We start from the raw sequence: 23333 nt of genomic DNA, 5'->3' as shown, positions 1-23333 counted from the left end.
TTACCGCCTTACCCGCGACTTCAGCCAACGATCGAAGGCCACGGCCAGGATCAGGATCAGGCCGATGACGATGCTTTGTGTGTAGGACGAGACATTGTTGAACTGCAGCCCGTTTTGCAGCACGCCGATCAGCGCTGCGCCCACCACCGTGCCGCCGACCGAGCCGATGCCGCCGAATAGCGAGGTACCGCCGATGACCACGGCGGAAATCACCGTAAGTTCGTAGCCGATGCCGGCTACGGCTTCGGAGGAGTTGAGCCGTGCTGACAAAACGAAGGCCGCCAGCCCGGCGAAGAAGCCGACGATGACATAGACCGAGATCAGAATGCGGTCGACGCGCAGGCCCGACAGGCGTGCGGCCTCGGCATTGCCGCCGACGGCATAGACGGCACGGCCATAGCGCGTATAGCGCAGCACGATGTGGCACAGGATGGCGGCCGCCGCGAAGATGATCGCGGGCACCGGCACCGGTCCGATGAGCCCGGTGCCGAACCAGCGCATCGAGGCGTCGAAACCGGAGATCGGTCCGCCATTGGAGATGGTCAGCGTCAGGCCGCGAAACACTGTGAGACCACCCAGCGTGACGACGAAGGGCGGCACTTTCAGCCTGGTGATGGCAAAGCCCTGGACGCCGCCGGCCAGCGCCCCGACGATGACGGCGGCAAGCAAGGCGGCGAACCAGCCATATCCTTGCGTGCCCGTGGTCGACAGCGACAGCGTGTTGGCGGTGCCGCCCTTGGCCACCACCGCCGCCACCATGCCGCAGAAGGCGAGCAGCGAGCCGACCGACAGGTCGATGCCGGCAGTGAGGATGACGAAGGTCATGCCAAGCGCGATCAGCCCGGTGATCGAGATCTGCCTCAAAATGTTGAACAGGTTGATTGGATCGATGAAGCTCGGCTTCAGCACGGTGAAGATGACGATCAACACCGCCAGGAACATCAGCGGCCCAAAACTCATCAGAAGCCGCGCGATGTTGATGCCGCTGCGCTGGGTCTGTTCGGTGGTGCTGGTCATTGGATTGCGTCCTGCTTGCGGTCGAGCGCCATCAGTTCCATCAGTTTTTCCTCGGTCGCTTCGATGCCCGGCATTTCGCCGGTGATACGGCCGCGCCGCATGGTGACGATGCGATCCGACACCGCCAGCACTTCCGGCAGTTCCGACGAGATCATCATGATGGCGATGCCGCGCGCAGCCAACTGGACCAGGATCTGGTGCACTTCGGCCTTGGCGCCGACATCGACGCCGCGCGTCGGCTCGTCGACGATCAGTACTTTCGGGTCGCGCGCCAGCCAGCGGGCCAGGATCACCTTTTGCTGATTGCCGCCGGACAGGCCCTCGATCGCCTGGTCGGGCGAGGCCATGCGGATCGACAGTGCTTTGCGATAGCCGGCCAGCGCCTCGCGCTCGCGCCGTTCGGCCATGAAGCCGGCGCCATTGCTGTAGCGGCCGAGCGAGGCGATCGAGAAATTGTTGAGAATGCCCAGTGCTGCAAAGATCGCCTGGTGCTTGCGGTCTTCCGGCACCAGCCCGATGCCGAGTTTGATGGCGTCTGCGGGGGAGGCCGGGGCGATCGGCTTGCCGTCCAGCGTGATGTTACCCGCCGCGATGCGGTCGGCGCCGAAAATGGCGCGGGCAAGCTCGGTGCGGCCGGAACCGACGAGACCGGCAACGCCGAGGATTTCGCCGGCCTTCAGATCGAGGTCGACGCCTTCGAGCACGATGGCGTGCGGCGCCAGCGGATCGCGCACCGTTCGCAAGCCTCGCACCGAGAGCCGGACCTCGCCGGCGACGTCGCGCTGCGTCGGCCGCGCGTAGAGTTCGGAGGCGGCGCGGCCGACCATCTTCTCGATGATCTTCGGGATCTGGATCGGCTGGCCGTCACGGTCGAGATGACCGGCCAGCCTGCCGTCGCGCAACACCGTCATCCGGTCGCAGATCGCCGACGCTTCTTCCAGCCGATGGGTGACGAACATGATGGCGACACCGTCCTTGCGCAGCCTGTCCATGATCGACATCAGTTTCTGCACCTCGGTCTCGGTCAGCGCCGAGGTCGGCTCGTCCATGATGATCAGGCGGCTTTCCAGCGACAGAGCGCGGGCGATTTCGACCAGCTGCTGTTCGGCTACCGACAGCGAGGACACCGGCGTCGCCGGATCGATGTCGAGACCGACGCGGGCGATGATCGCGCGCGAGGCGTCCTCCATCCTGCGCCAGCTGACCAGCCCGAGCGGCCCGAGCGGCGCGCGGCCGATGAAAATGTTTTCCGCAACCGTCAGCGTCGGGATCAGGCTCAGTTCCTGATAGATGGTGACGATCCCATGCCGCTTCGCATCCTGCGGACTGGACGGCGCGTAGTCGGCGCGGTCGAAGACGATGCGGCCGCTTGACGGCGGCATCACGCCGGACAGGATTTTCAACAGCGTCGACTTGCCGGCGCCGTTCTCGCCGAGCAGGCCAAGGATCTCACTGGGCCGCACCTCGAGCGAAACGTCGCTGAGCGCGGTGACGCCGGAAAAATGCTTGGTCACGCCTTCGACGGAAAGGAGCGGGGGCGATGATGCGGTGGGCTCAACGGCGGACAAGCATTGCTCCCGGATTGCGATAGGCAGGGGGACAGCGCCCCCCTCTGTTCTGCCGGACATCTCCCCCACACGGGGGGAGATCAGCAGTTTTGCCGGCAGCACTTTTTTTACAACGTTGGCGATTGGCGAAAACAGACGTGACGGCCAATCTCCCCCCAAGTGGGGGAGATGTCCGGCAGGACAGAGGGGGGCGCGACAGAGCGCGACCTCCACCCGTCATGGGCCTTACTCTCACTTCGTCTCGTTCAACCTCTCCGCCTTGTCGAGATTATCCTTGCCGATGACGATTGGCGTCAACAGCACCAGCTTCTCCTTCGGCTCGGTCTTGTCCCTGGCAAAGGCGACCGCGATCTGCACCGCCTTGCGCGACTGTTCGCCGGGGAACTGCTCGACCGTGCCGGCGAGCTTGCCGTCGCGCACGGCGACCAGCGCTTCCGGCAGCGCGTCGAAGCCGTAGATCTTGACGTCGGTGAAGTTGCGCGCGGCACAGGCTTCGAGCGCGCCGAGCGCCATGTCGTCATTGGCGCAGATGATGGCGTCCGGCTTGCCGTTGGCGGCAAGCCCGGCCTCGGTCACCGACAGCGCTTCGGCGCGGGCGAAATTAGCGGTCTGCTCGAAGATGATCTGGTACTTGTCCTTGAGCGGATCGAGCACATTGTGGACGCCTTTGTTGCGGTCGATCGCGGGCCCGGCACCCGGCTGGCCCTGCAAATGGAACAGCTTGGCGCCGTTGGGGAACGCCGCCACCATGGCCTGCGCCTCGGCCTCGCCGCCCTTGACATTGTCGGCGCCGACATGGGCCAGAATGCCCTCGACGCCGTCAACGCGGCGGTCGATAGTGACCACGGGAACCCCGGCCTTGACCGCTTCCTCGATCGCCGGCGCCAGCGCGTTGACGTCAAGCGGCGAAATCACGATGGCGTTGACCTTCTGCACAAGTGCGGCCTCGATGTCGGCGGTCTGCTTCGGCGCCGAGTTCTGGCCGTCGCTCTCGGTCAGATTGACGCCTTGCGCCTGCGCCTCCGCCTTGATCTCGTTCAGCATGTGCACAAAGAACGGAAAGCCGAGATTGGGCACCGAGCCCAATATGGTCAATTTGTCGGCGGCAAAGGCCATGGGCGCGGCCAGCGCCATGGCGCCGGTCGCCACGGTCGACAACAGGAATTCGCGTCTGTTCATCAGATATCCTCCACATGAACGCAGGAGCCCGAAACCGGGAGCGGCTCGGGACGGTCCTTGCGTCAATTCAAAAATGGAGTGTCCTGTGAACGCCCCGAGGGGACGCGAGGCGCTCCAGCCGGTCCGCCGCAACGTTCTCCTCCGCACGGCGCCGACCCGAGGATGCTAGCCAAGGAAAATCGATTACGCAAGGTGAGGCGAGGGGCTGAAACTGCTAATCTCCCCCCTTGTGGGGGAGATGTCCGGCAGGACAGAGGGGGGCGCTGTCCCGCCGACATTGGCCAATTTCACTTACATCTTTGAGCTAACCTCTACGCAGAATACTTGATGCGGGCGATCCTTCGCGCCCCCCCCCTCTGCCTTGCCAGGCATCTCCCCCACGAGGGGGGAGATTGGCAGCTTAGACGCCTCTACCGATCGATCGTCGTCATCACCCGCTCATTGTAGCGCGGCCCTGAGACCTTGCCCGGCGCAAGGGCTGCATCGAGCGCAGCTATCTCGGCCGCTCGAGCGTGATCGCGGCCGCAGCAACATTTTCCTCCAGATACTTGCGCCGCTTTGTCCCCGGGATCGGCACGATGTCAATGCCGAAACCGTCGCCCTTGCCGAGCACCCAGGCCAGCGCGATCTGTGCGGGCTTTGCCCCTTTGGCCGCGGCCACCTCCTGCACCGCAGCCGCAGCCGCGACATTAGCGTCGTAGTTGGCGCCCTGGTAGCGGGGGTCGCCGCGGCGGAAATCGCCTTCCGGATAATCCTCGGCGCGCTTGACGTCGCCGGCGAGGAAACCGCGGCCGAGCGGCGCGAACGGCACCAGGCCGATGCCGAGCTTTTTGAGCAGCGGGATGATCTCCGGCTCCAGATTGCGCTCCCAAAGCGAATACTCGCTCTGCAGCGCCGAGACAGGGTGCACGGCATGCGCACGGCCGATATTCGCCGCGCCCGCTTCCGACAGGCCGAAGAAGCGCACCTTGCCATCGGCAACCAGCCGGCCGACCGTGCCGGCGACGTCTTCCATCGGCACCGCCGGATCGACGCGATGCTGGTAGTAAAGGTCGATATGGTCGGTGCCGAGCCGCTTCAGCGAGCCCTCCAGCGCCTCGCGGATATGGTCGGGCCGGCTGTCACGCTCCGTGCCGACCTGTCTGCCGTTTTCGATGCGGAAGCCGAATTTGGTGGCAAGGGTCACCTCATCGCGCCGGCCCTTCAGCGCCCGCCCGAGCAGTTCTTCATTGGCATAGGCGCCGTAGACTTCCGCCGTGTCGAGGAAGGTACAGCCGAGTTCGATGGCTCGGTGCAGGGTGGCGATCGATTCCGCCTCGTCGGCAGGGCCGTAGGACTGGCTCATGCCCATGCAGCCGAGGCCGATCACCGAGACCTGCAGCCCCTGGCTGCCGAGTTTGCGGGTGCTGAGGGTCATTGCCGTTCTCCTTGGGGCTGAGGAAAACTATAGCGGCCGCTCCTCCAGTTTCCATAGCTGTTCGGCGGAAGAACAGCGCTTCCCTTGACAAAACCCAGCCGCAAGCGCCTTTGCCGGCGGCCATTGGGGGCCATGGGATACCAATGAAGAAGATCTACGAGAAGCCGACGCTGAACCGGCGTCAGCAGCTCTCGCGCGTCACCGCGCTCATAATTCCTTCGGACCACTAACCGAATATTGTCGTCGCCATTGCAAAGTCCGCTGCCGAGGCGCAGCGGTTTTTTGCTGCCGTCGGATCGTAGCGCTGCCAGAAGCAGGCGGTCAAAATTGACAGAGCGGCCGATCTCCAGCATCCTTATGCCGCCGCCATGCCGGGCGGCTTGTGTATGAGTGAGCCATGGCCAGTTCCGTCACCAGCCAGAATTCCAAGCGCGCCGCGGTGCGCAAGGCGCTCGACCGCCACAAGGTCTACGTCACCGCGCAAAGCTTTTCCGGCGGCGTCTACTCGGCCCGCGTGCTGGTCGACGGCGAGGCCTACTGGGTCGACGAGTTCCGGCTGAGCCAGCTCCAGCAAGGGCTGTCCCCGGCCGAGCTAGACCTGACGCCGGCCACCGACGATTGAGTGTGAACGCCGTTCCTTCGCACCGCGCTGGGAAATTTGAAATGTTGGCGGGACAGCACTGTGCAGGAACACGGCGCAGGGAAGCTTCGTCCGCCGCCGCTCCCGCCTGACCCATGCCAACCCCGCCAACACTCAAGGCCTATCGCGCCAAGCGCGAATTTACGAAGACGCCGGAACCGGCGGGCGGGCTCATTTCAGGCGACGGCAACCGCTTCGTCGTCCACAAGCATCACGCCACCGCCGACCATTACGATTTGCGCCTGCAGGTCGGCGGCGTGCTGAAAAGCTGGGCGGTGCCGCGCGGCCCCTCGCTCAACCCTGCCGACAAAAGGCTGGCGGTCGAGACCGAGGACCATCCGCTCGAATATATTGACTTCGAGGGCGTCATTCCCGAAGGCGAATATGGCGGCGGGCCGATGATCGTCTGGGACACCGGCACCTGGGCGCCGATGGACGATGTCGACAAGAGCCTGCGCACCGGCGCCTTCAAGTTCCGGCTGGCCGGCGACAAGTTGAATGGCGGCTGGATGCTGACCCGTCTGAAGCCCAAGCCCGGCGAAGACAGCGAGAAGAAAAACTGGCTGCTGTTCAAGGAGCGCGACCTCGCCTCCGACACCAGCCTCGACATTCTGGAAGCGCGGCCGGAAAGCGTGAAGACCGGCAAGCGCATCGAGGAGCTGGTGGCGCCGCCGAAAAAGCCGGCGCGGCTGCCGCCAAAACCCGGCGCGCTGAAACCCGGTGCACTGCCCGGCGCGATCAGGGGCGATCCGCCGTCGCGCATCGAGCCGCAGCTCGCCACGCAGGTGCCGAAGCCACCGGGTGGGCCAGTGGAAGACACAGGTGAACTCTGGTTGCACGAAATAAAATTCGACGGCTACCGTACCATGGCGCATATCGCCGATGGCGAGGTCAGGCTGATCACCCGCGGCGGCATCGACTGGACGAGGCGTTACGGCGACCTGCCGCAGGCATTCGCCCGGCTGCCCCTCAGCCAGGCGATCATCGACGGCGAGATCATGGTGCTGGACGAGAAGGGCATCTCGCGTTTCGCGCTGCTGCAGGATGCGCTGTCGGCGGGTGCGGGCAGCAAGCTCCATTTCTATGCCTTCGACCTGCTGCATCTCGACGGCTGGGACCTCCGCAAGGCGCCGCTCGCAAACCGCAAGGCCCTGCTCGCCGAACTGCTAGCCGGGCAGGGCGCCAACTCCGCCATCCAGCTGAGCGACCATGTCGAAGGCGACGGACAGGGGCTTTACGATCAGGCCTCGATTCTTGGGCTGGAAGGCGTCGTCTCCAAGCGCGCCAACGCCATCTACCAGAGCGGCCGCACCAAGAGCTGGACCAAGGTCAAGGCGCTGGAGACCGGCGATTTCATCATCGCCGGCTATACCGTCTCCGACGCCGCCGAAGGACTGGCCGCACTCGGCATGGCGGAATTCGCGGATGGCGAACTGCACTATCGCGGCAAGGTTGGCACCGGCTTCGATGCCGCGACGGCGGGCGACTTGCTGGCCCGGCTGCAGCCGCTGCGCGACGGCGCGACAGCACCCGAGGGTGTGCCGCGCGAGATCATGCGCGAGATGAAATGGGTGCGGCCGATGCTGTCGGCCCGCATCCACTACGCCAACCGCACGGCCGACAATTCGCTGCGCCACGGTGTGTTTCGCGGCCTCAGGGATGTCGGCCTGTCGACGCCGGTGTCGCCGAAGCGCAAGCGGCTGATCGCCGAAGCCGATCTCGCCACCATATGGGTGACCAATCCGGAGCGGCGGCTGTTCGGCAAGACCGGGCCGACCAAACTCGACATCGCCGTCTATTACGCGCTGGTCGGCGATTTCATGCTGCCGCACATTATGGGCCGCCCGGTGTCGCTGGTGCGCTGCCCGACGGGCCTGCCGAAGGACTGTTTCTTCCAGCGCCACGCCTTCACCGGCATGCCGCCCTCGGTGGTCACTTTTGACGCCACCAACTCCGAAGGTGAAACCAAATCCTATCTGTCGGTCGAGGGAGCAAAAGGCTATCTGGCGCTGGCGCAGTTCGGCGTCGTCGAGTTCCACACCTGGGGCACGCATCGCTTGAACCTCGACAAGCCCGACCAGATCGTTTTCGATCTCGATCCGGGTGAGGGCATCGCCTGGCGCGAGGTGGTCGAGGCCGCCGTCCACATCAAGGGCGAATTGGAACGGCTCGGCCTGGTGCCGTTCGCCAAGACATCCGGCGGCGGCGGCATCCACATAACCGTGCCGGTGACGCAAAAGCAGAACTGGAAGAAGCTGCACCAGGCTACCAGCGCCATCTCCACGCATCTGGCGGCCACGGCGCCCGACACTTTCACCACCACAATGGGCAAGGAAAACCGGAAGCGCCGCATCTTCATCGACTACCACCGCAACGCGCGCGGCCACACCTCCGCGGCGCCCTATTCGCTGCGCGCCCGCACCAACCTGCCGGCGTCGACGCCGGTGAACTGGAGCGACCTTGAGACGATCGATGCGCCGCAGGATCTGAACTATTCCTCGCTGCCGGGGTTGTTGGCGACCTCGGGCGACCCCTGGGCGGACATGGAGGATTTCGCGAGGGATTTGCCGGCCTTCAAATAAGGTTTTTCTCCCCATTTCATGGGGGCGAGGAACCCAAGTCCATCGACGCTTCGGACAATTTGAATTATTCTCGGCCTTGGACCTTCAGGGCGACTGGAAGATTTCGCTAGGGATTTGCCTGTATCGTGCCCGGTCGGTGTAGGATTTCCGCAGCACCATTCGTCCTTTGGACGAAGCGCTGCAGTAAGCATGATCCCGAAACGTGGGAACGGTTTTCGGTTAAGATCATGCTCAGTCTGAAATGTCAGTGCGTGGCCGCGTAGGAGAGTATCATGGCGCCCAGGGCAAGTTGGAAAGGTTACCTCAAGCTCAGCCTCGTCAGCTGTCCGGTCCGGCTCTATCCGGCAACGACGACCAGCGAGCGCATATCGTTCAACCAATTGCACAAGAAGACCCACAACCGCATCAACATGAAGCCGGTCGACCCTGAACTCGGCCTCGTCGAGCGCGCGGACCTGGTCAAGGGTTACGAATACGAGGACAAGCAGTACATCATCATCGATGAGGCCGACCTCGAAGCAGTGCGCATCGAATCCAATCACACGATGAACATCGAGGCCTTCGTCGACGAAGACGAGGTCGACGTCATTTATCAGGATGCGCCGTACTACATGGCGCCGGATGGCGCCATGGCGGAGGAAACCTTCGCCGTGCTGCGCGAGGCAATGCGCAAATCCGGCAAGCTGGCCATTGCCCGCCTTGTCCTGTCCAGCCGCGAGCGCGTGGTGACGATCGGCGCGCGCGAGAACGGCATGTTCGTGTGTACGTTGAGGAACCCGAACGAAGTGCGCGGCACGGCTGAATATTTCGGCAACATCCCGGCTGGCAAGCCGGATCCCGAAATGCTGCAATTGGCCGAAGCGCTGATCAAGCAGAAGGAAACCACCTTCGATCCGAAGAATTATGAGGACCGCTACGAGATCGCGCTGATGACAATGATCCGCGAGAAACTGAAGGGCCATAAGCCGATCATTGCGGCGGCGCCCGAGCGTGGCAATGTCATCAACCTCATGGACGCGTTGAAGGCGAGCCTGTCGCAATCAGCCAAGCCGCCGGCCAAGTCGAAGAGCAAGGCCGACGACGCTGAAAAACCTGCCGCCAAGGGTAAGGCGGGTGCGGCCAAGGAAAACCCGTTGAAGGCCAATCTGCTCAAGGCCGTCGGCAAGAGCAAGGGGTGACGGCGCCGACCGGTATAATCCCGGGCGCCGTCTTCGGCGCCATCGGCGCGCTGGCGGCATTTCCGCTGCGGCTCGCGGCCCGTGAGGTGGAGCGTCAGCACGGCCAGTTGCGGCGCGGCGTCACCAGGCGCACCAGCCATGTTGTGTTCGGCCGAACGCTGATCGCCAAGGCCGGCACGGCGAAGGGCGGCGATGCCGAGATCGAGCGCCGGGTTGCAGCCGAGGGCTCCGCTGGCCGAACACTCCTTAGCGAAAATGGCTTCCTGCGCCTGCTTGGTCTGATGAAGGCGCCGGAGGCGTCTTCGCTGTCCAGGCAGTCTCTCGTCGACCAGTCCAGACTGTCCGGTGCCGACCTCGACCTGCTCAGCCTGTTCGACGCCTTCGAGCACGATTGTGAACCCTACTCGTTCCGCGATCTGATCCTTGCCCGCAAATATGCCGGGCTGGTCGCCGGCGGTGCATCCTGGGGCGCGATCGCGCGCTCCGTGCATCGCTCCGGTCCGGTCGCTTCGCTCACCGCCAAATCGCTCAATGTCGGCTCGCAGCATGGCCGGCCCGATCAGATCTATCTCGAGGATGGCCAGAGCGAACTCGACGGTCAGCTGCTGTTCGATCTCGGCAGCGCAAGCGCAGCCGGCGACGACACGCTGGAAGAATTGTTCGCCGAGGCTGAAAGCGCGGAAGAGGAGGGCCGGCACGACGATGCCGCGGCGCTCTACCAACGCTGCCTCAGCATCGATCCGAGCGACGCCATCGCCGCGTTCAACCGCGCCAATTGCTTGCGTGGCGCCGGTCGCGTGGCCGACGCGGCGCACGACTATGCAAGAGCGATCAAGCTCGATCCGGCGTTCGTCGAGGCCTGGTTCAACCTCGCCGGGCTGATGAGCGACGAAGGCAAGATCGCCTCGGCGCGCCGGCATCTGCAAAAAGCGATCACGCTCGACAGGACTTATGCCGATCCAGTGTTCAACCTCGCCCGACTGGAATTCGACGCCGGCAATCTGGCTGAAGCCCGCCGCCACTGGGTGCGCTATCTCGAACTCGACGCGGATAGCGAATGGGCCCGCATGGCGCAAAAGGGGATACAGTTCGTCGATTTGCAATTGGCACGGACGGCGGGGTAGGGCGCAATGGCAGCGCTTGAGCGCCCCCCTCTGGCCTGCCGGCCATCTCCCCCTCAAGGGGGGAGATTGGATGTCGCCATCGCTTTCGCCAATCACTATCGTCGCGAGGTCCGTGAGGCGCTGAAACTGCCAATCTCCCCCCTTGAGGGGGAGATGTCCGGCAGGACAGAGGGGGGCGCGAAGGAACTCGGCCTTTACTGGCAGCTCACCCCATGACCGCCTTCCTCTTCGACGGTAACGAAACCGCCGCGGTCACCATCTTGCTAGCCCACGGCGCCGGCGCGTCGATGGATTCGCCTTCGATGACCGCCACCGCCAAGGCGCTGGCCACCGCCGGCTTCCAGGTCGCGCGCTTCGAATTTCACTATATGGCGGCCCGCCGCTATGGCCAGCGCAAGCCGCCACCGCGCGCCGAGACGGTCGACCCGGAATACATCAAGGCCATCGCCGATCTGAGGGCGAGGGGCGTCGCTGGTCCGCTCATCATCGGCGGCAAGTCGATGGGCGGGCGCGTCGCCTCGATGGTCGCCGACGAGATGTTCGCCAAGGGCGAGATTTCGGGCCTCATCTGCCTCGGCTATCCCTTTCATCCGCCGGCCAAGCCCGAGCAACTCAGGACAAAACATCTCGCCGACCTCAAGACGCCGACGCTGATCTTCCAGGGCACCCGCGACGAGTTCGGCACGAAAGAAGAGGTCGCGACCTACGGCCTTTCCAAAGCCATCGAGGTGATCTGGCTGGAGGATGGCGACCACGACCTGAAGCCGCGCAAGAGCGTGTCGGGTTTTTCGACCGCCGATCATTTGAAGACGCTGGCCGGGACGGTGAAGGCGTGGACAGGGCGGATCGTTTCCTGATCGCCAAATGAAAATCGCCACCTTCAATATCAACAACGTCAACAGCCGGCTGCAAAACCTGCTGGCGTGGCTGGCGGCAGCCAAGCCCGATGTCGTCTGCCTGCAGGAGCTGAAGGCGCGCGACCTGCAGTTTCCGCGCACGGCGCTTGCGGCGGCCGGCTATGGCGCGGTGTGGAAGGGCGAACCGACCTGGAATGGCGTCGCGATACTCGCGCGCGGGTCCGAGCCGGTGCTGACCTGTGACGTCCTGCCCGGCGATACCGCCGACAAGCAGAGCCGCTACATCGAGGCGGCCGTGAACGGCATCGTCATCGCCTGTGTCTACGCGCCCAACGGCAACCCGCAGCCGGGGCCGAAATTCCAGTACAAGCTGGCCTGGCATGAAAGGCTGGAGGCGCATGCCGCAGAACTCTTCGACACTGGCCTGCCGGTGGCGCTGGTCGGCGACTACAATATCGTGCCCGAGCCGCGCGACATCTACGCCACCCGCTCCTATGACGACAACGCGCTGGTGCAGCCGGAAAGCCGGGCGTCGTTCCAGCGTCTGCTCGAGCAGGGCTGGACCGATGCGCTCCGCAAGAAGCATCCGAAGGAAACGCTCTACACATTCTGGGATTATCGCCGCAACCGCTGGCTGCGCGATGCCGGGCTGCGGCTCGACCACATCTTGCTGTCGAAGAAACTGGCGCGCCGCCTCACCGCTGCCGGCATCGACCGCGATGTCAGAGGTGAGGACGGCGCCAGCGACCACGCGCCGGTATGGGTCGAATTGAAGTGAATTTGGCTGCGTGATCGCGCCCACTTTCGTGGGCGCAGTTTTGCGCTATTTGTTTCGCTGCGGCGGCCGCATGATGAGCAAGGTGCGGCACCGGAGGGGGAGTCCGATGGACAGGTTGGCCGAAAGGCTGTTTGCGCTTCCGCTGCTGGCGGCCGCTTTGGCTTGTCTGGTGCGGGCGTATCTGCTGCTCGGCGACAGAGATTTCAGCTGGAGCGGGATCGACCACATGCTGCACGGCCCAGCCACGCTGCAGCCCGTGGTGTTCCTGACCGTCGGCGGGCTTTGCCTGCTTGGCGCCCTGTTGTTCTGGGCCGGACTGCTGCCGGGTCGGCGAAGCCAGCCTGCTGGAACGCCGCTTTTTGGCCGCGACGCCGAGATCGACCCAAAGGGCCGCCCCGGTCTGCGGCGCGCCTTCCTCATGTTGCCGGTGCTCGCCGTGTTGGCGCTGCTGGCCGACCACTTCCCTTGGGCGCGTGACGCCGGCCCGGGCGCTGAGGTGGCCGCCCCGAACGAACCCAAAGCCGAGCCGAAGAACCAGGGCATCGACGGTGTCCCGCCGGCCCTGGCGACGCCACCGGCCCCGCCGAGTTCGCCGCAGGTCACCATGCCGCCCGAGCCAACTCCGCCGGTGCAGGCAGCCAAACCGCCCGAGCCGGCGCAGCCTACGCCTCCGGCTGCTCCCCCTCAGCCGCCACAAGTCGCACTCGCTCCGGCGACACCGCCACCGGAGACTGCTCCACCGCCGGCTCCGGCCACGCCACCTCAGACCGTCGCGCCGTTGCCGCCGCCTCCGCCGGCGCTGCCGACCGAGCCCGACGGCCACCGCGACGCCGTCGTCTGGCTCGCCGTCTCGGCCGATGGCCGCGACGTCATGAGCGCCAGCACCGACCACATGATCAAGCTCTGGGACATCGCCGGCAAGCGGCTGATCCGCAACCTTGGTGAACACAAGGACATGGCGCGCACGGCGCTGTTCATGCCCGACGGCGCAACCGCGCTGACCGCCGGCGACGATGGCGAGATCGTGCTGCGAAAGCTTGCCGACGGCGCGGTGCTGCATGTCTTCTCGTCGGGCGCGAATGGCGGCGTGCGTAAGCTGGCGATCAGCCCGGACGGCAAGCGCGCCGTCAGTGGCCACGACACCGGCAACGTCATCGTCTGGGATCTCGTCAACAAATCGGTGCTGCATGTGATGACCGGACATGACTGGCCGATCAGCACGGTCGCAATTTCGCCCGACGGCACGCGCGCGCTGAGCGGCTCCATCGACGGCACGCTGAAATTCTGGGACGTCGAAAGCGGCAAGCAATTGCGCAGCTGGCACGGCCACGAGCAGGGCACTTACGGGGCCGTCTTCACCGCCGACGGCCATCATGTCGTCACCGGCAGCGGCGACTACACGATCAAGCTCTGGGACCTCGACACGTTTAGGGAATTGCGCCGCTTCGAGGGTCACGAAGGCACCGTCTATACGCTGGCGCTGTCGGCCGACGGCAAGCGCCTGGCCTCCGGCTCGCTCGACGGCACGGCGCGGCTGTGGGATGTCGGCACCGGCGGCCAGATCGCCATGTTCGACAGCCGCACCGGCCCGATCTACGCCGTTGCCTTCGCCACCGACGGCACACTGGTCACCGGCGGCGACGATCGCACCATCAGGGATTGGCCGGCGGCTGGCGGCGATGGCGAAATCCTGTTCGCCGGCGCACCGCAGTAGCGACATCAAATGCTTTGGATATTCCAGAACGGCCTGGCTTGCGCTAAGGATTACTGGTGGCTGCAAATGGATTGGGGACGGTGAGCAACAACGACTGGGCGCCCAAAGTGGATACACCTGTCTACAGCCCGCCCAAGTCGCGTCGCCGAGGGGTCCTTACCGTCGTTCTGGTGTTGCTGGCGGCTTTTGTGCTGCTCGGTCCTGGCCGAAATTACTATGTGCAGTGGTCAGCGGCACAAAAGGGTGCAGCGGCTCTCCAGGCAAAGGATTATGCCGAGGTATTCCGTCAAATGAAGATCATGGCGGACGCTGGCAATGTTGACGCAAAAGGCCAGCTTGGTGCGCTGTACTGGCGCGGTGAGGGCGTGGCTCAGAACGACAGCCAGGCGGTGTATTGGTGGAAGAAATCCGCCGATGGCGGCAATGCGGAAGCCATAGCAGCACTGGGTCGGCCTACCTTATGGGCAGGGGCGTTGAAAAGGACAGTCGGCTTGCCGAGAGTTTCTCACGAAAGGCCGCCGATAAAGACAACATGAATGGGCAGTACCAGCTCGGCGTGTTGTACTGGCAGGGCCAAGGGGTCGCGCAAAGTTATGAGCAGGCGCTCTATTGGTGGCGCAAGGCGGCCGATCAGGGGAGCGGGGAGGCTGAATATTCTCTCGGCCAAGTCTATTTAAATGGCCAAGGGGTCGAAAGAAACGATCAACTGGCGTTGAAGTTTTCCAGGCAGTCAGCCGACAAGGGCAATGCGAACGCTCAGTACGCCCTCGGCGTCCTGTATGCGCAGGGTCGGGGTGTTGCGCAAAGCTTCGAGCAGGCTGCCTCATGGTGGCGCAAGGCGGCTGACCAAGGAAGCCTGGAGGCCGCTTTCTGTCTCGGACGCGCCTACTATCGTAACCAAGGCGTCAAGAAGGATGATCAGGCCGCCATAGTGTGGGTGAGAAAGGCAGCCGATCTGGGTGAGCCGAATGCCCAGGCTTTGCTGGGCACTTTGTATTCGCGGGGCCACGGCGTTGAGCAGGATGACCGCCTTGCGTTCGGGTGGTGGATGAAGGCCGCAACCACCGGTCTGACAGAAGCGCAATACGCGGTGGCGGCCGCTTATGGCCAGGGAAAAGGCACCCCTAGGGACGACGGCCAGGTGTTTGCGTGGATGAGCAAGGCCGCCAATCAGGGCTTTGTGTTCGCCCAGTCGAATCTGGGCGGATATTATTCGATGGGCCAAGGCGTCGAGAAGAGCGCCGAGCAGGCGGTCTATTGGTGGCGCAAGGCCGCGGAAGCGGGGAATGCCGAAGCCGGTGCCAATCTGGCCCGGGCGTATTCGCTCGGCGAAGGCGTGGGACGGGACGATGCGTCGGCCGCGACTTGGGCGCAAAAGGCGTCCGACGGGCGAAACGCCGACGCTCAATATCTGCTTGGTATCCTCTACAGCCAGGGCCGCGGCGTTGCGCAAGACAATGATCTGGCCTTCCGATGGTGGATGAAGGCTGCTGTCCAAGGCCATGTGGTAGCGCAGTATAATGTCGGGGTCGTGTATCGGGACGGGCAGGGCGTCGGGAAGGATGAAAGGCAGGCATTCGAGTGGCTGAGCAAGGCTGCCGACAAGGACAATGACCTGGCGCAGTTCGCTCTCGGTGGACTGTATTGGGATGGTCTAGGCGTAACGAAGGACCCCGTTCAGGCGGCAAGGCTCTGGCGCAAAGCCGCCGACCAGCGCAATGCATTCGCGCAGAAAGCGCTCGGCACAGCCTATTCCGAGGGTGTTGGCGTTGCGCAAAGCAGTGCGGATGCGGCGGGCTGGTGGCTCAAGGCGGCGCGGCAGGGAAATGTCGATGCCCAGCTAGCCTTAGCGTATGCCTCGGCCAACGGCGTGGGCATTGCCAGAGACGACAAGGCTGCCGAGTCCTGGTGGCTGGAAGCCGCAAAGGCCGGCAGCGTCGATGCCGAGTTCAGTCTGGGCTCGCTCTACTACCGCGGCGTCGATGGGAAACCAAACTACAAGGAAGCCGCCAAATGGTTCTTCAAGGCGGCAGGCCACGGCAGTTCCGGCGCCAAGACCTATCTCGACCTGATGAAGGAAAACGGCCAGCTCGACAGCAAGATGCTGTGAGCCGAGTGCATAAGCGTCGCCGTCACGCCTTCCGTTTGAGGCGTGACACTCGCATCGCACGATGCGAAGACTCATTTGCCGCTGCACCTCGAGAATCCCATGCCCAACCTCCACATCGTCGAAGCCTCGATTGCCGATCTGCGGCGCGCGTTGGAAGACGGCACCGTCACCAGCGTCGAGCTGGTCGGCGCGTATTTCAGGCGCATCGCGCACTACGACCGCCATGGCATTGCGCTCAATGCCGTGCCGGTGCTTAACCCGGCAATGTTCGAGGAGGCGGCGGCGTCCGACCTGCGGCGGCGCAATGGCGCCACCCTCGGGCCGCTCGACGGCATCCCCTACACCGCCAAGGACAGCTATAAGGTGAAGGGCCTGACGGTGGCCGCCGGCTCGCCCGCCTTCGAGCATCTCGTCGCCAACGAGGACGCTTTCACCATTGCCAGGCTGAGGGCCGGTGGTGCTGTGCTGATCGGGCTGACCAACATGCCGCCTATGGCCAATGGCGGCATGCAGCGTGGCGTCTATGGCCGCGCCGAGAGCCCCTACAATGCAGATTACCTGACCGCCGCCTTCGCTTCCGGCTCGTCCAACGGCTCGGGCACGGCCACCGCCGCCAGCTTCGCCGCCTTCGGGCTGGGCGAGGAAACATGGTCTTCCGGCCGCGCGCCGGCGTCCAACAATGCACTTGTCGCCTACACGCCGTCGCGCGGCGTCATTTCGGTCAGGGGCAACTGGCCGCTGGTGCCGACCATGGATGTGGTGGTGCCGCACACGCGCGGCATTGCCGACATGCTGGAGCTGCTCGACGTGATCGTCGCCGACGATACCGAGACGCGCGGCGATTTCTGGCGCGCGCAGCCCTGGGTGTCGATCGCGAAAAGCGCTGCTCTCAGGCCGCCAAGCTACACTACACTCGCCTTGGAGGGCTCGTTGAAAGGCAAACGCCTCGGCGTGCCGAAAATGTATATCGGCCGCGACGGCGGCGCGCCCAAACCCATCGAGACCCGCGCCTCGGTGCTCGACCTCTGGCGGCAGGCAGCGCGTGACCTGGAAAAGCTCGGCGCGGAGGTGGTCGAGGTCGATTTCCCCGTCGTCTCGAACTATGAGCGCGACCGTCCGGGCACAAAAACCATGGTCGAACGCGGGCTGGTGCCGGAAGCCTTCGCCGAGCGCGAAATCTGGGATCTCTGCATGTGGGGCTGGGACGATTTCCTGCGCGCCAATGCCGATCCGGCGATCCCCGATCTGGCTGCGGTCGACGGCCCAAAGATTTTCCCGCAGCCGCCGGGCGCGCTGCCGGACCGCTATGGCGACGACGGTTTCGATCTGGCCGACTACGTCACGAGCGCCAAGCAGGGCGTGATGCCATTGCTGGACATTCCAGCGCTGGCGGAAGGTCTGAGGGGATTGGAGGCGACGCGGCGCATCGACTTCGAGGACTGGCTGGACGAGCACAGGCTCGACGCCGTCGTGCTGCCGGCGGTCGCCGATGTCGGCCCGGCCGATGCCGACGTCAACGAGACCTCTGCAGCAATCGCCTGGCGCAACGGCACCTGGGTTGCCAATGGCAATCTGGTGTGGCGTCATCTTGGCATCCCGACCGTCACCGTGCCGATGGGAACGATGGCCGATATCGGCATGCCGGTCGGGCTGACCTTTGCGGGCAAGGCCTATGATGATGCGGAGTTGCTGCGCCTCGCCGGCGACTACGAGCGCGCCACCCAGCGCCGCACCAGCCCGCCGCGCACGCCGGAATTGCCGGACGATGTGTTTGCGGGGCGGCCTGGTGGATTACGGGCCAGCGATGCGCCGGCGCCGAGGCTTACGCTTGTTGCGGAGACGATGGGGCGAGGAGACCAGGCCGAGATCGCCGTGACGGTTGAACTCGATGCGGAGACCGCTGATCTCAAGGTTCACGTCAATGGCGAAGCCGTTGTCATGGAGCGAAGCGGCACAAGCTTTCACGGTCGCATCCTGGTGCCGGCCGGCGAGCATGAAAGAATGCACAGTGTGTGGCGAGGCGCTTACGGCTCGATCGTTACGGCGATTGTGCGCCTGGAGGATGGGCGCGCGGCTGGTGCTTACGTGGTCGCGGGTGGAATCGGGTGAGATACATGTAATCTCCCCAAGGGGGAGATCAGCAGCTTCGCCGTCTTGACCCTCCCATCGCCCGCGTTATCTTCTCGCCATGCCAAACCTCGCTCCCCTCATCGTCATCGACCTCCAGACCAACATGTTCGACGGCCGCGTCGAGCCGCCGATCCACGATGCGCCTGGCATAGCCGAGCGTACCTGCTCGCTGATCGACTGGGCGCGGCGCGAGGGGCGCAAGGTTGCTTTCGTCAGGCATGACGGGCCGGCCGGCGATCCGCTGGCGCCCGGCGAGCCGGGTTGGCCGGTATGGCCGGAACTCGGCCAGGCCAAGGACGAGCCGACATTCTCCAAGACCGTCCGCAACGCCTTCTCGAATGCCGAGCTTGGCGCCTGGGTGGCCGGGCAGGGGGCCGGCGAAGTCGTGCTTGCCGGAGCGCAAACCGATTTCTGCATCGCCGGCACCGTTGAGGGCGCCCTGGCCGAAGGCCTCGGCGTCACCGTCGTTTCCGATGCGCACTCGACGCTGGACTGTGAAGGCGAAACCGCGACCGAGATCATCGCCCGGTACAATGCGGACTTCACCGATGCCGGCGTCACGCTGGTGACGACGAAGGCGCTGACGGGCGACTGAACCGCCGGCGGTTGAAGACTGGGAGACTGCCGTGCCAACCCTGAGCTTGCCGGCCGAAGGCGGATGCCGCTGCGGACGCGTGCGGCTCAAGATTTCCGCAAAACCGCTTTTGACCATGGCTTGTCATTGCACCGGCTGCCAGCGCATGTCGGCCAGCGCCTATTCACTGAGCGCCGCCATTCCCTCGGACGGCTTCGAAATCATGCAAGGCGAGCCGGTGATCGGCGGGCTGCACGGCGCCTCGCGTCATTACTTCTGCCCGCATTGCATGAGCTGGATGTTCACGCGCCCCGAAGGGCTCGACTGGTTCGTCAATCTGCGCCCCACCATGCTTGACGAGCCCGGCTGGTTCACGCCGTTCATCGAGACATGGACCAGCGAGAAACTGCCCTGGGCGACGACGCCTGCGGTGCACAGTTACGAGGCGCTGCCGGCCTTCGAGGAATATGAGGGGCTGGTGGCCGAGTTTGCGGAAACTGCGAATCTCCCCCCTTGAGGGGGAGATGGCCGGCAGGCCAGAGGGGGTCGCATCGCGTGAAGCGCCAACCTCCATCTGCCGCATGAGGCCGAGCCTAGTCGAACCGACCCCCTCTGTCGCCTTCGGCGACATCTCCCCCTCGAGGGGGGAGATAAGCCCCGCTAAAAATTTCATCGAATCGATTGCGCAAACGTTTCGATCGCCCTAAGCTCCCTTGAAATCCGCCATCAGAGCGGATGGGAAACGCATAAGGGAGGAGCGCTTGCAGGCGCTTAGTTTTATTGCCGACAATGGCTGAAGTGGCGCGGCGCGCCGGCGTGTCGGTGTCGACCGTCTCGCATGTCGTCAACAACACGCGCTTCGTTTCGCTGGAAAAGGCGAGGCTGATCAACGACGCCATTGCCGCCATGGGCTACCAGCCCAACGAGCTGGCGCGCTCGCTGAAGGCCTCAACCACCAACAGCGTCGGCCTGGCGATCTCGGCGATCTCCAACCCTTATTTCACCGACATCATCTGCGCGGTCGAGGCCGAATGCGCACGGCTCGGGCTGATGGTCTTCCTGTCGGATACCCAGGAGGATCCCGACCGCGAACTGCAGGTGGTGCGCGCTTTCCATCAGCGCCGCGTCGACGGCGTCATCCTGGCCCCGTCGGGCTCGCCGCAGCGCGCCATCGATTACCTCGCCGACAAGAAGATGCCATGCGTTCTGATCGACCGTTTCGCCGACCAGCGCTTCGACCAGATCGGCGTCGAGAACGAAACGTCGATGCGCGCGCTGATCGACCATGTCGCCTCCTTCGGCCACAAGCGCATCGGCTATATCGCCGGACAGCCCGGCCTGACGACGACGCGCGAGCGCATCGAGGCGTTCCAGGCTTCGCTCGCCGCCAATGGACTTGAGTGCGTGCCGCGCTATCTCTCGGCCGAGAATGTCGACACGGCGGCGGCGACCGCATCCACCCACGCCATCCTGTCGCTGCCGTCGCCACCAACCGCATTGGTCACCGGCAACAACATGACGACGATCGGAGCCGTCCGCGCCATCCGCGAAAAAGGCCTCACCATTCCGGGCGATCTGTCGCTGGCCGGCTTCGACGATTTCGAATGGGCCGATTGTTTCGAACCGCGCCTGACGCTAGTCGCGCAGCCCTGCACCGAGATAGGCAGGCAGGCCGCGGCCCTGCTCAGCGCCCGCATCGCGGCGACCGGTTCCGCGCCGCGTTCGGTGCGGCTGCAGGCGACGCTGCGGGCGCGCGCCTCCTGCGGGAGGCCGACCCACACGAGGCTAACATGACCGCGCCGCTGCTGGTGATGACCGGCGCCGTCAAACGCTTCGGCGGCGTGCAGGCGCTGCGCGGTGTCGACTTCGACCTCAAGGCGGGCGAGATCCACGCGCTGCTCGGCGAGAACGGCGCCGGCAAGTCGACGCTGATGAACCTGTTGTCGGGCGTCTACACGCCGGACGAAGGCACGATCGAGATCGACGGCAAACCCGTGCGTTTCAACAACCCGCGTGAGGCGCAAGCGGCCGGCATCGCCACCATCTTCCAGGAGCTCGACCTGGTGCCGTCGCTCGATGTCGCCGCCAATCTGTTCCTCGGCCGCGAATTGATGCGTCCGGGCGGCTTCCTCGACGTGCCGGCAATGCGCCGCGAGGCCAAGAAGCGGCTGGAAGCCATCGAGATCGCCATCGATCCGGCCGCCATGGTGGCGGATCTGTCGATCGGCCAGCGCCAGGTGGTGGCGATCGTCAAGGCGCTGTCTTACGCCTCCCGCGTGCTGATCATGGACGAGCCGACGGCCGCACTCACCGTCGGCGAAGTCGAGCGGCTGTTCGATATCATGCGCAAGCTCGCCGCCACCGGCGTCGGCATCGTCTACATCTCGCACCGGCTGGAGGAAGTGCCCGGCATTGCCGACCGGGTGACGGTAATGCGCGACGGCCGTGTCGCCGGCATCACCGAGCCGCACGCGCCGCAGGCCGAGCTGGTCAGGCTGCTGGTCGGACGTCCGCTGGACGAACTCTATCCGCAACGCGCCAAGGCCGCGGGCAAGCCGCTGCTCAGCCTGAGGAACGCCAGCTTCAAGCTCGCCCGCGACAGCGCCGGCTGGCAGGCGCCGCAAGGCGTTTCGCTCGATGTCCATGAAGGCGAGATCGTCGGTCTTGCCGGCATCATGGGGGCAGGGCGCACCGAGCTGCTGTCCGCCCTCTACGGCACCGGCCTGTCCGGCCGCTGGGAGGGCGAGGTCGCCATATCAGGCCGCCCGGTAAAACTGGATTCGATCAGTGCTGCCCGCCACGCCGGCATCGCATTCGTCACCGACGACCGCCGGGGCTCGGGCCTGATGCTGCGCATGGCGGTCGGCCTCAACCTGGTGATGTCGGTCATATCCCGAATCTCGCCGAACTGGCTGGTCTCGCCGCGCCGCCAGGCCGAGGCGGTGAAGGAATCCTTCGGTCAGTTCGACATCCGGCCGAAGAACCCTGATATCGCCGTCGGCGCACTGTCCGGCGGCAACCAGCAGAAGGTGGTGCTGGCAAAAGAAATCCTCGGCAATCCGCGCCTGTTGCTGCTCGACGAGCCGACACGCGGCGTCGATGTCGGCGCCAAGGGCGAGATCTACCAGCGGCTCAGGGCACTCGCGGCGCAAGGGCTGGGCATTCTGGTGGCGTCCAGCGAGATGCCGGAGCTGATCGGTCTGTGCGACCGCATCGTGGTGCTGCGCCAGGGGCGCAATGTGGCGGAATTTTTGGGCGGCGTCGACGAGCACACGGTGCTGGCCGCGGCTAACGGCAGGGAGGCCTGATGTCTCAGGACAACAATCCAGTGGCAGCAAGCCCAGTCACAGCAGCAGCGCAAAAGCATCGCGATCCGCTGGCGCTCATCGTGCGCTTCCAGAGCCTGATCGGCCTGGTGCTGGTGGCGATCGGCGGCATCATCTTCTCGCCGCGCCGCCACGGCGAGATCCTGTTCCTCAACCCCGACAACATCGCCAACATCGTGCGCGCGGTGTCGGAGACCGGCATCATCGCCATCGGCATGACCTTCGTCATCATCACCGCCGGCATCGACCTGTCGGTCGGCGCAGTGCTTGGCCTGTCCAGCGTCGTCACCGCCTCTATGATGATCTCCGGCGGCTTCGGCCTGATCCCCACCATCCTCGCCGTGCTCGCTTTGGGCATCGTCTTCGGCGCCATCCAGGGCACCATCTCGACGCGCTTCCGGCTGGAGCCGTTCATCGTCACGCTGGCTGGCCTGCAGGCCGCGCGCGGCCTGGCGCTGGTCGTCTCCGGCAACCAGTACATCAACATTTCCTATGGCGAAGGGCCAGGCCTGGCGCCGCCGGTGTTCGCCGTGCTGGGCGAGCGGCTGTTCAACAACACCGTGCCGGTGGCGACGCTGGTCTTCGTCGTCTTTGCCGCGATCGCCACCATCGTCCTCAACACCACGCGCTTTGGCCGCTATGTCTTTGCCGTCGGCGGCAATGAGCGCGCCGCGCGCATATCCGGCGTGCCGGTGTCGATGGTGAAGATCTCGGTCTACGCCATCACCGGCTTTGCCGCCGCCCTTGCCGGCATCGTCCATGCCGGCCAGTTCAATTTCGGCAGCGCCAATGACGGCATGGGCTATGAGCTGACGGCCATCGCCGCCGTGGTCATCGGCGGCACCAGCCTGTTTGGCGGCGCCGGCTCGATGGTCGGCACCGTCGCCGGAACCATCATGCTGGGCGCGCTAGCCAACATCCTGCAGCTCAACAATATCACGCCCGCCATGCAGCTGCTCGCGACCGCCGCGATCATCGTCCTGGCGGCAGTGCTTCAATCCCTCGTTCGCCGCCGCGAGGGGTTGGGTCGTTAGTGCATGTCGCGCAAAAGGTTTTGCGATGACGACATGCACAAACAAACAAGGAGGAGACGGCAACACGTGAACGTCAAACCAAGGTCTGGCCCCCGGCCGGACGAG

19 protein-coding genes and 1 pseudogene are annotated in these 23333 nt (G+C 64.8%); 15 read left to right on the top strand and 5 right to left on the bottom strand.

What is annotated here, in order from left to right:
- From NKH22_RS24565 to NKH22_RS24545, 5 genes and pseudogenes are all read right to left on the bottom strand, one after another.
- Complete coding sequence (locus tag NKH22_RS24565; protein ID WP_023685887.1) at positions 1–1017, bottom strand: ABC transporter permease; 1017 nt, start codon at positions 1015–1017, stop codon at positions 1–3.
- Entirely contained in the window at positions 1014–2645 is a 1632-nt protein-coding gene (locus NKH22_RS24560; RefSeq protein ID WP_373420125.1) for a sugar ABC transporter ATP-binding protein, read from the bottom strand. Before NKH22_RS24560 ends, NKH22_RS24565 begins: the two co-directional genes overlap by 4 nt.
- Positions 2646–2816: 171 nt before the next feature.
- Positions 2817–3764 carry a substrate-binding domain-containing protein gene (locus NKH22_RS24555; RefSeq protein ID WP_023673481.1) on the bottom strand — a complete coding sequence of 316 codons (948 nt, stop codon included), beginning with the start codon at positions 3762–3764 and terminating at the stop codon, positions 2817–2819.
- A gap of 410 nt (positions 3765–4174) precedes the next feature.
- Positions 4175–5181, bottom strand: a pseudogene (locus NKH22_RS24550) (aldo/keto reductase).
- Positions 5178–5534: a hypothetical protein gene (locus NKH22_RS24545; protein WP_155921580.1), complete on the bottom strand. Its 357-nt coding sequence runs from the start codon at positions 5532–5534 to the stop codon at positions 5178–5180. Before NKH22_RS24545 ends, NKH22_RS24550 begins: the two are co-directional and overlap by 4 nt.
- A 44-nt stretch (positions 5535–5578) precedes the next feature.
- Here NKH22_RS24545 and NKH22_RS24540 point away from each other — a divergent pair, with 44 nt between their 5' ends.
- From NKH22_RS24540 to NKH22_RS24470, 15 genes are all read left to right on the top strand, one after another.
- The gene (locus NKH22_RS24540) at positions 5579–5803 is read left to right on the top strand and encodes a hypothetical protein (protein ID WP_023699154.1); all 225 of its coding nucleotides are present in this window, start codon (positions 5579–5581) and stop codon (positions 5801–5803) included.
- A 113-nt stretch (positions 5804–5916) separates the two neighbouring features.
- On the top strand, positions 5917–8403 hold the full coding sequence (gene ligD, locus NKH22_RS24535; RefSeq protein ID WP_352911365.1) for a DNA ligase D: 2487 nt from the start codon (positions 5917–5919) through the stop codon (positions 8401–8403).
- Between the two features lie 272 nt (positions 8404–8675).
- Positions 8676–9581 (top strand): non-homologous end joining protein Ku, encoded by a 906-nt coding sequence (ku, locus tag NKH22_RS24530; RefSeq protein ID WP_023685883.1) that lies wholly within the window; start codon positions 8676–8678, stop codon positions 9579–9581.
- Positions 9578–10705, top strand: a complete 1128-nt coding sequence (locus NKH22_RS24525; protein ID WP_352638960.1) for a tetratricopeptide repeat protein — start codon at positions 9578–9580, stop codon at positions 10703–10705. Before ku ends, NKH22_RS24525 begins: the two co-directional genes overlap by 4 nt.
- 212 nt (positions 10706–10917) lie before the next feature.
- A complete protein-coding gene (locus NKH22_RS24520) occupies positions 10918–11562 on the top strand; it encodes an alpha/beta hydrolase family protein (RefSeq protein WP_352911362.1) in 645 nt (214 codons plus the stop codon).
- Between the two features lie 7 nt (positions 11563–11569).
- Positions 11570–12340: an exodeoxyribonuclease III gene (locus NKH22_RS24515; RefSeq protein WP_023693779.1), complete on the top strand. Its 771-nt coding sequence runs from the start codon at positions 11570–11572 to the stop codon at positions 12338–12340.
- A gap of 106 nt (positions 12341–12446) precedes the next feature.
- Positions 12447–14054, top strand: coding sequence for a WD40 repeat domain-containing protein (locus NKH22_RS24510; RefSeq protein ID WP_352754894.1), 1608 nt, complete (start codon positions 12447–12449; stop codon positions 14052–14054).
- Positions 14055–14134: 80 nt separating this feature from the next.
- A complete protein-coding gene (locus tag NKH22_RS24505) occupies positions 14135–14590 on the top strand; it encodes a tetratricopeptide repeat protein (RefSeq protein ID WP_352911359.1) in 456 nt (151 codons plus the stop codon).
- Positions 14515–16164: an SEL1-like repeat protein gene (locus tag NKH22_RS24500; RefSeq protein WP_352911356.1), complete on the top strand. Its 1650-nt coding sequence runs from the start codon at positions 14515–14517 to the stop codon at positions 16162–16164. Before NKH22_RS24505 ends, NKH22_RS24500 begins: the two co-directional genes overlap by 76 nt.
- Before the next feature lie 99 nt (positions 16165–16263).
- A complete protein-coding gene (locus NKH22_RS24495) occupies positions 16264–18273 on the top strand; it encodes an amidase (protein ID WP_352911353.1) in 2010 nt (669 codons plus the stop codon).
- Between the two features lie 79 nt (positions 18274–18352).
- The gene (locus NKH22_RS24490; RefSeq protein ID WP_352911350.1) at positions 18353–18889 is read left to right on the top strand and encodes an isochorismatase family protein; all 537 of its coding nucleotides are present in this window, start codon (positions 18353–18355) and stop codon (positions 18887–18889) included.
- Positions 18890–18920: 31 nt separating this feature from the next.
- Positions 18921–19385, top strand: a complete 465-nt coding sequence (locus NKH22_RS24485) for a GFA family protein (protein WP_352911347.1) — start codon at positions 18921–18923, stop codon at positions 19383–19385.
- Between the two features lie 263 nt (positions 19386–19648).
- Complete coding sequence (locus NKH22_RS24480) at positions 19649–20662, top strand: LacI family DNA-binding transcriptional regulator (protein ID WP_352911344.1); 1014 nt, start codon at positions 19649–19651, stop codon at positions 20660–20662.
- Entirely contained in the window at positions 20659–22176 is a 1518-nt protein-coding gene (locus NKH22_RS24475) for a sugar ABC transporter ATP-binding protein (RefSeq protein ID WP_352515054.1), read from the top strand. The genes NKH22_RS24480 and NKH22_RS24475 overlap by 4 nt, the downstream gene beginning before the upstream one ends.
- Positions 22176–23228 carry an ABC transporter permease gene (locus NKH22_RS24470; protein ID WP_352911340.1) on the top strand — a complete coding sequence of 351 codons (1053 nt, stop codon included), beginning with the start codon at positions 22176–22178 and terminating at the stop codon, positions 23226–23228. Before NKH22_RS24475 ends, NKH22_RS24470 begins: the two co-directional genes overlap by 1 nt.
- Positions 23229–23333: the final 105 nt, after the last annotated feature.

It is taken from the genome of Mesorhizobium sp. M1252 (genome assembly GCF_040318265.1).
GTDB lineage: Bacteria > Pseudomonadota > Alphaproteobacteria > Rhizobiales > Rhizobiaceae > Mesorhizobium.
This window is presented reverse-complemented; position numbering and strand designations above follow the sequence as displayed.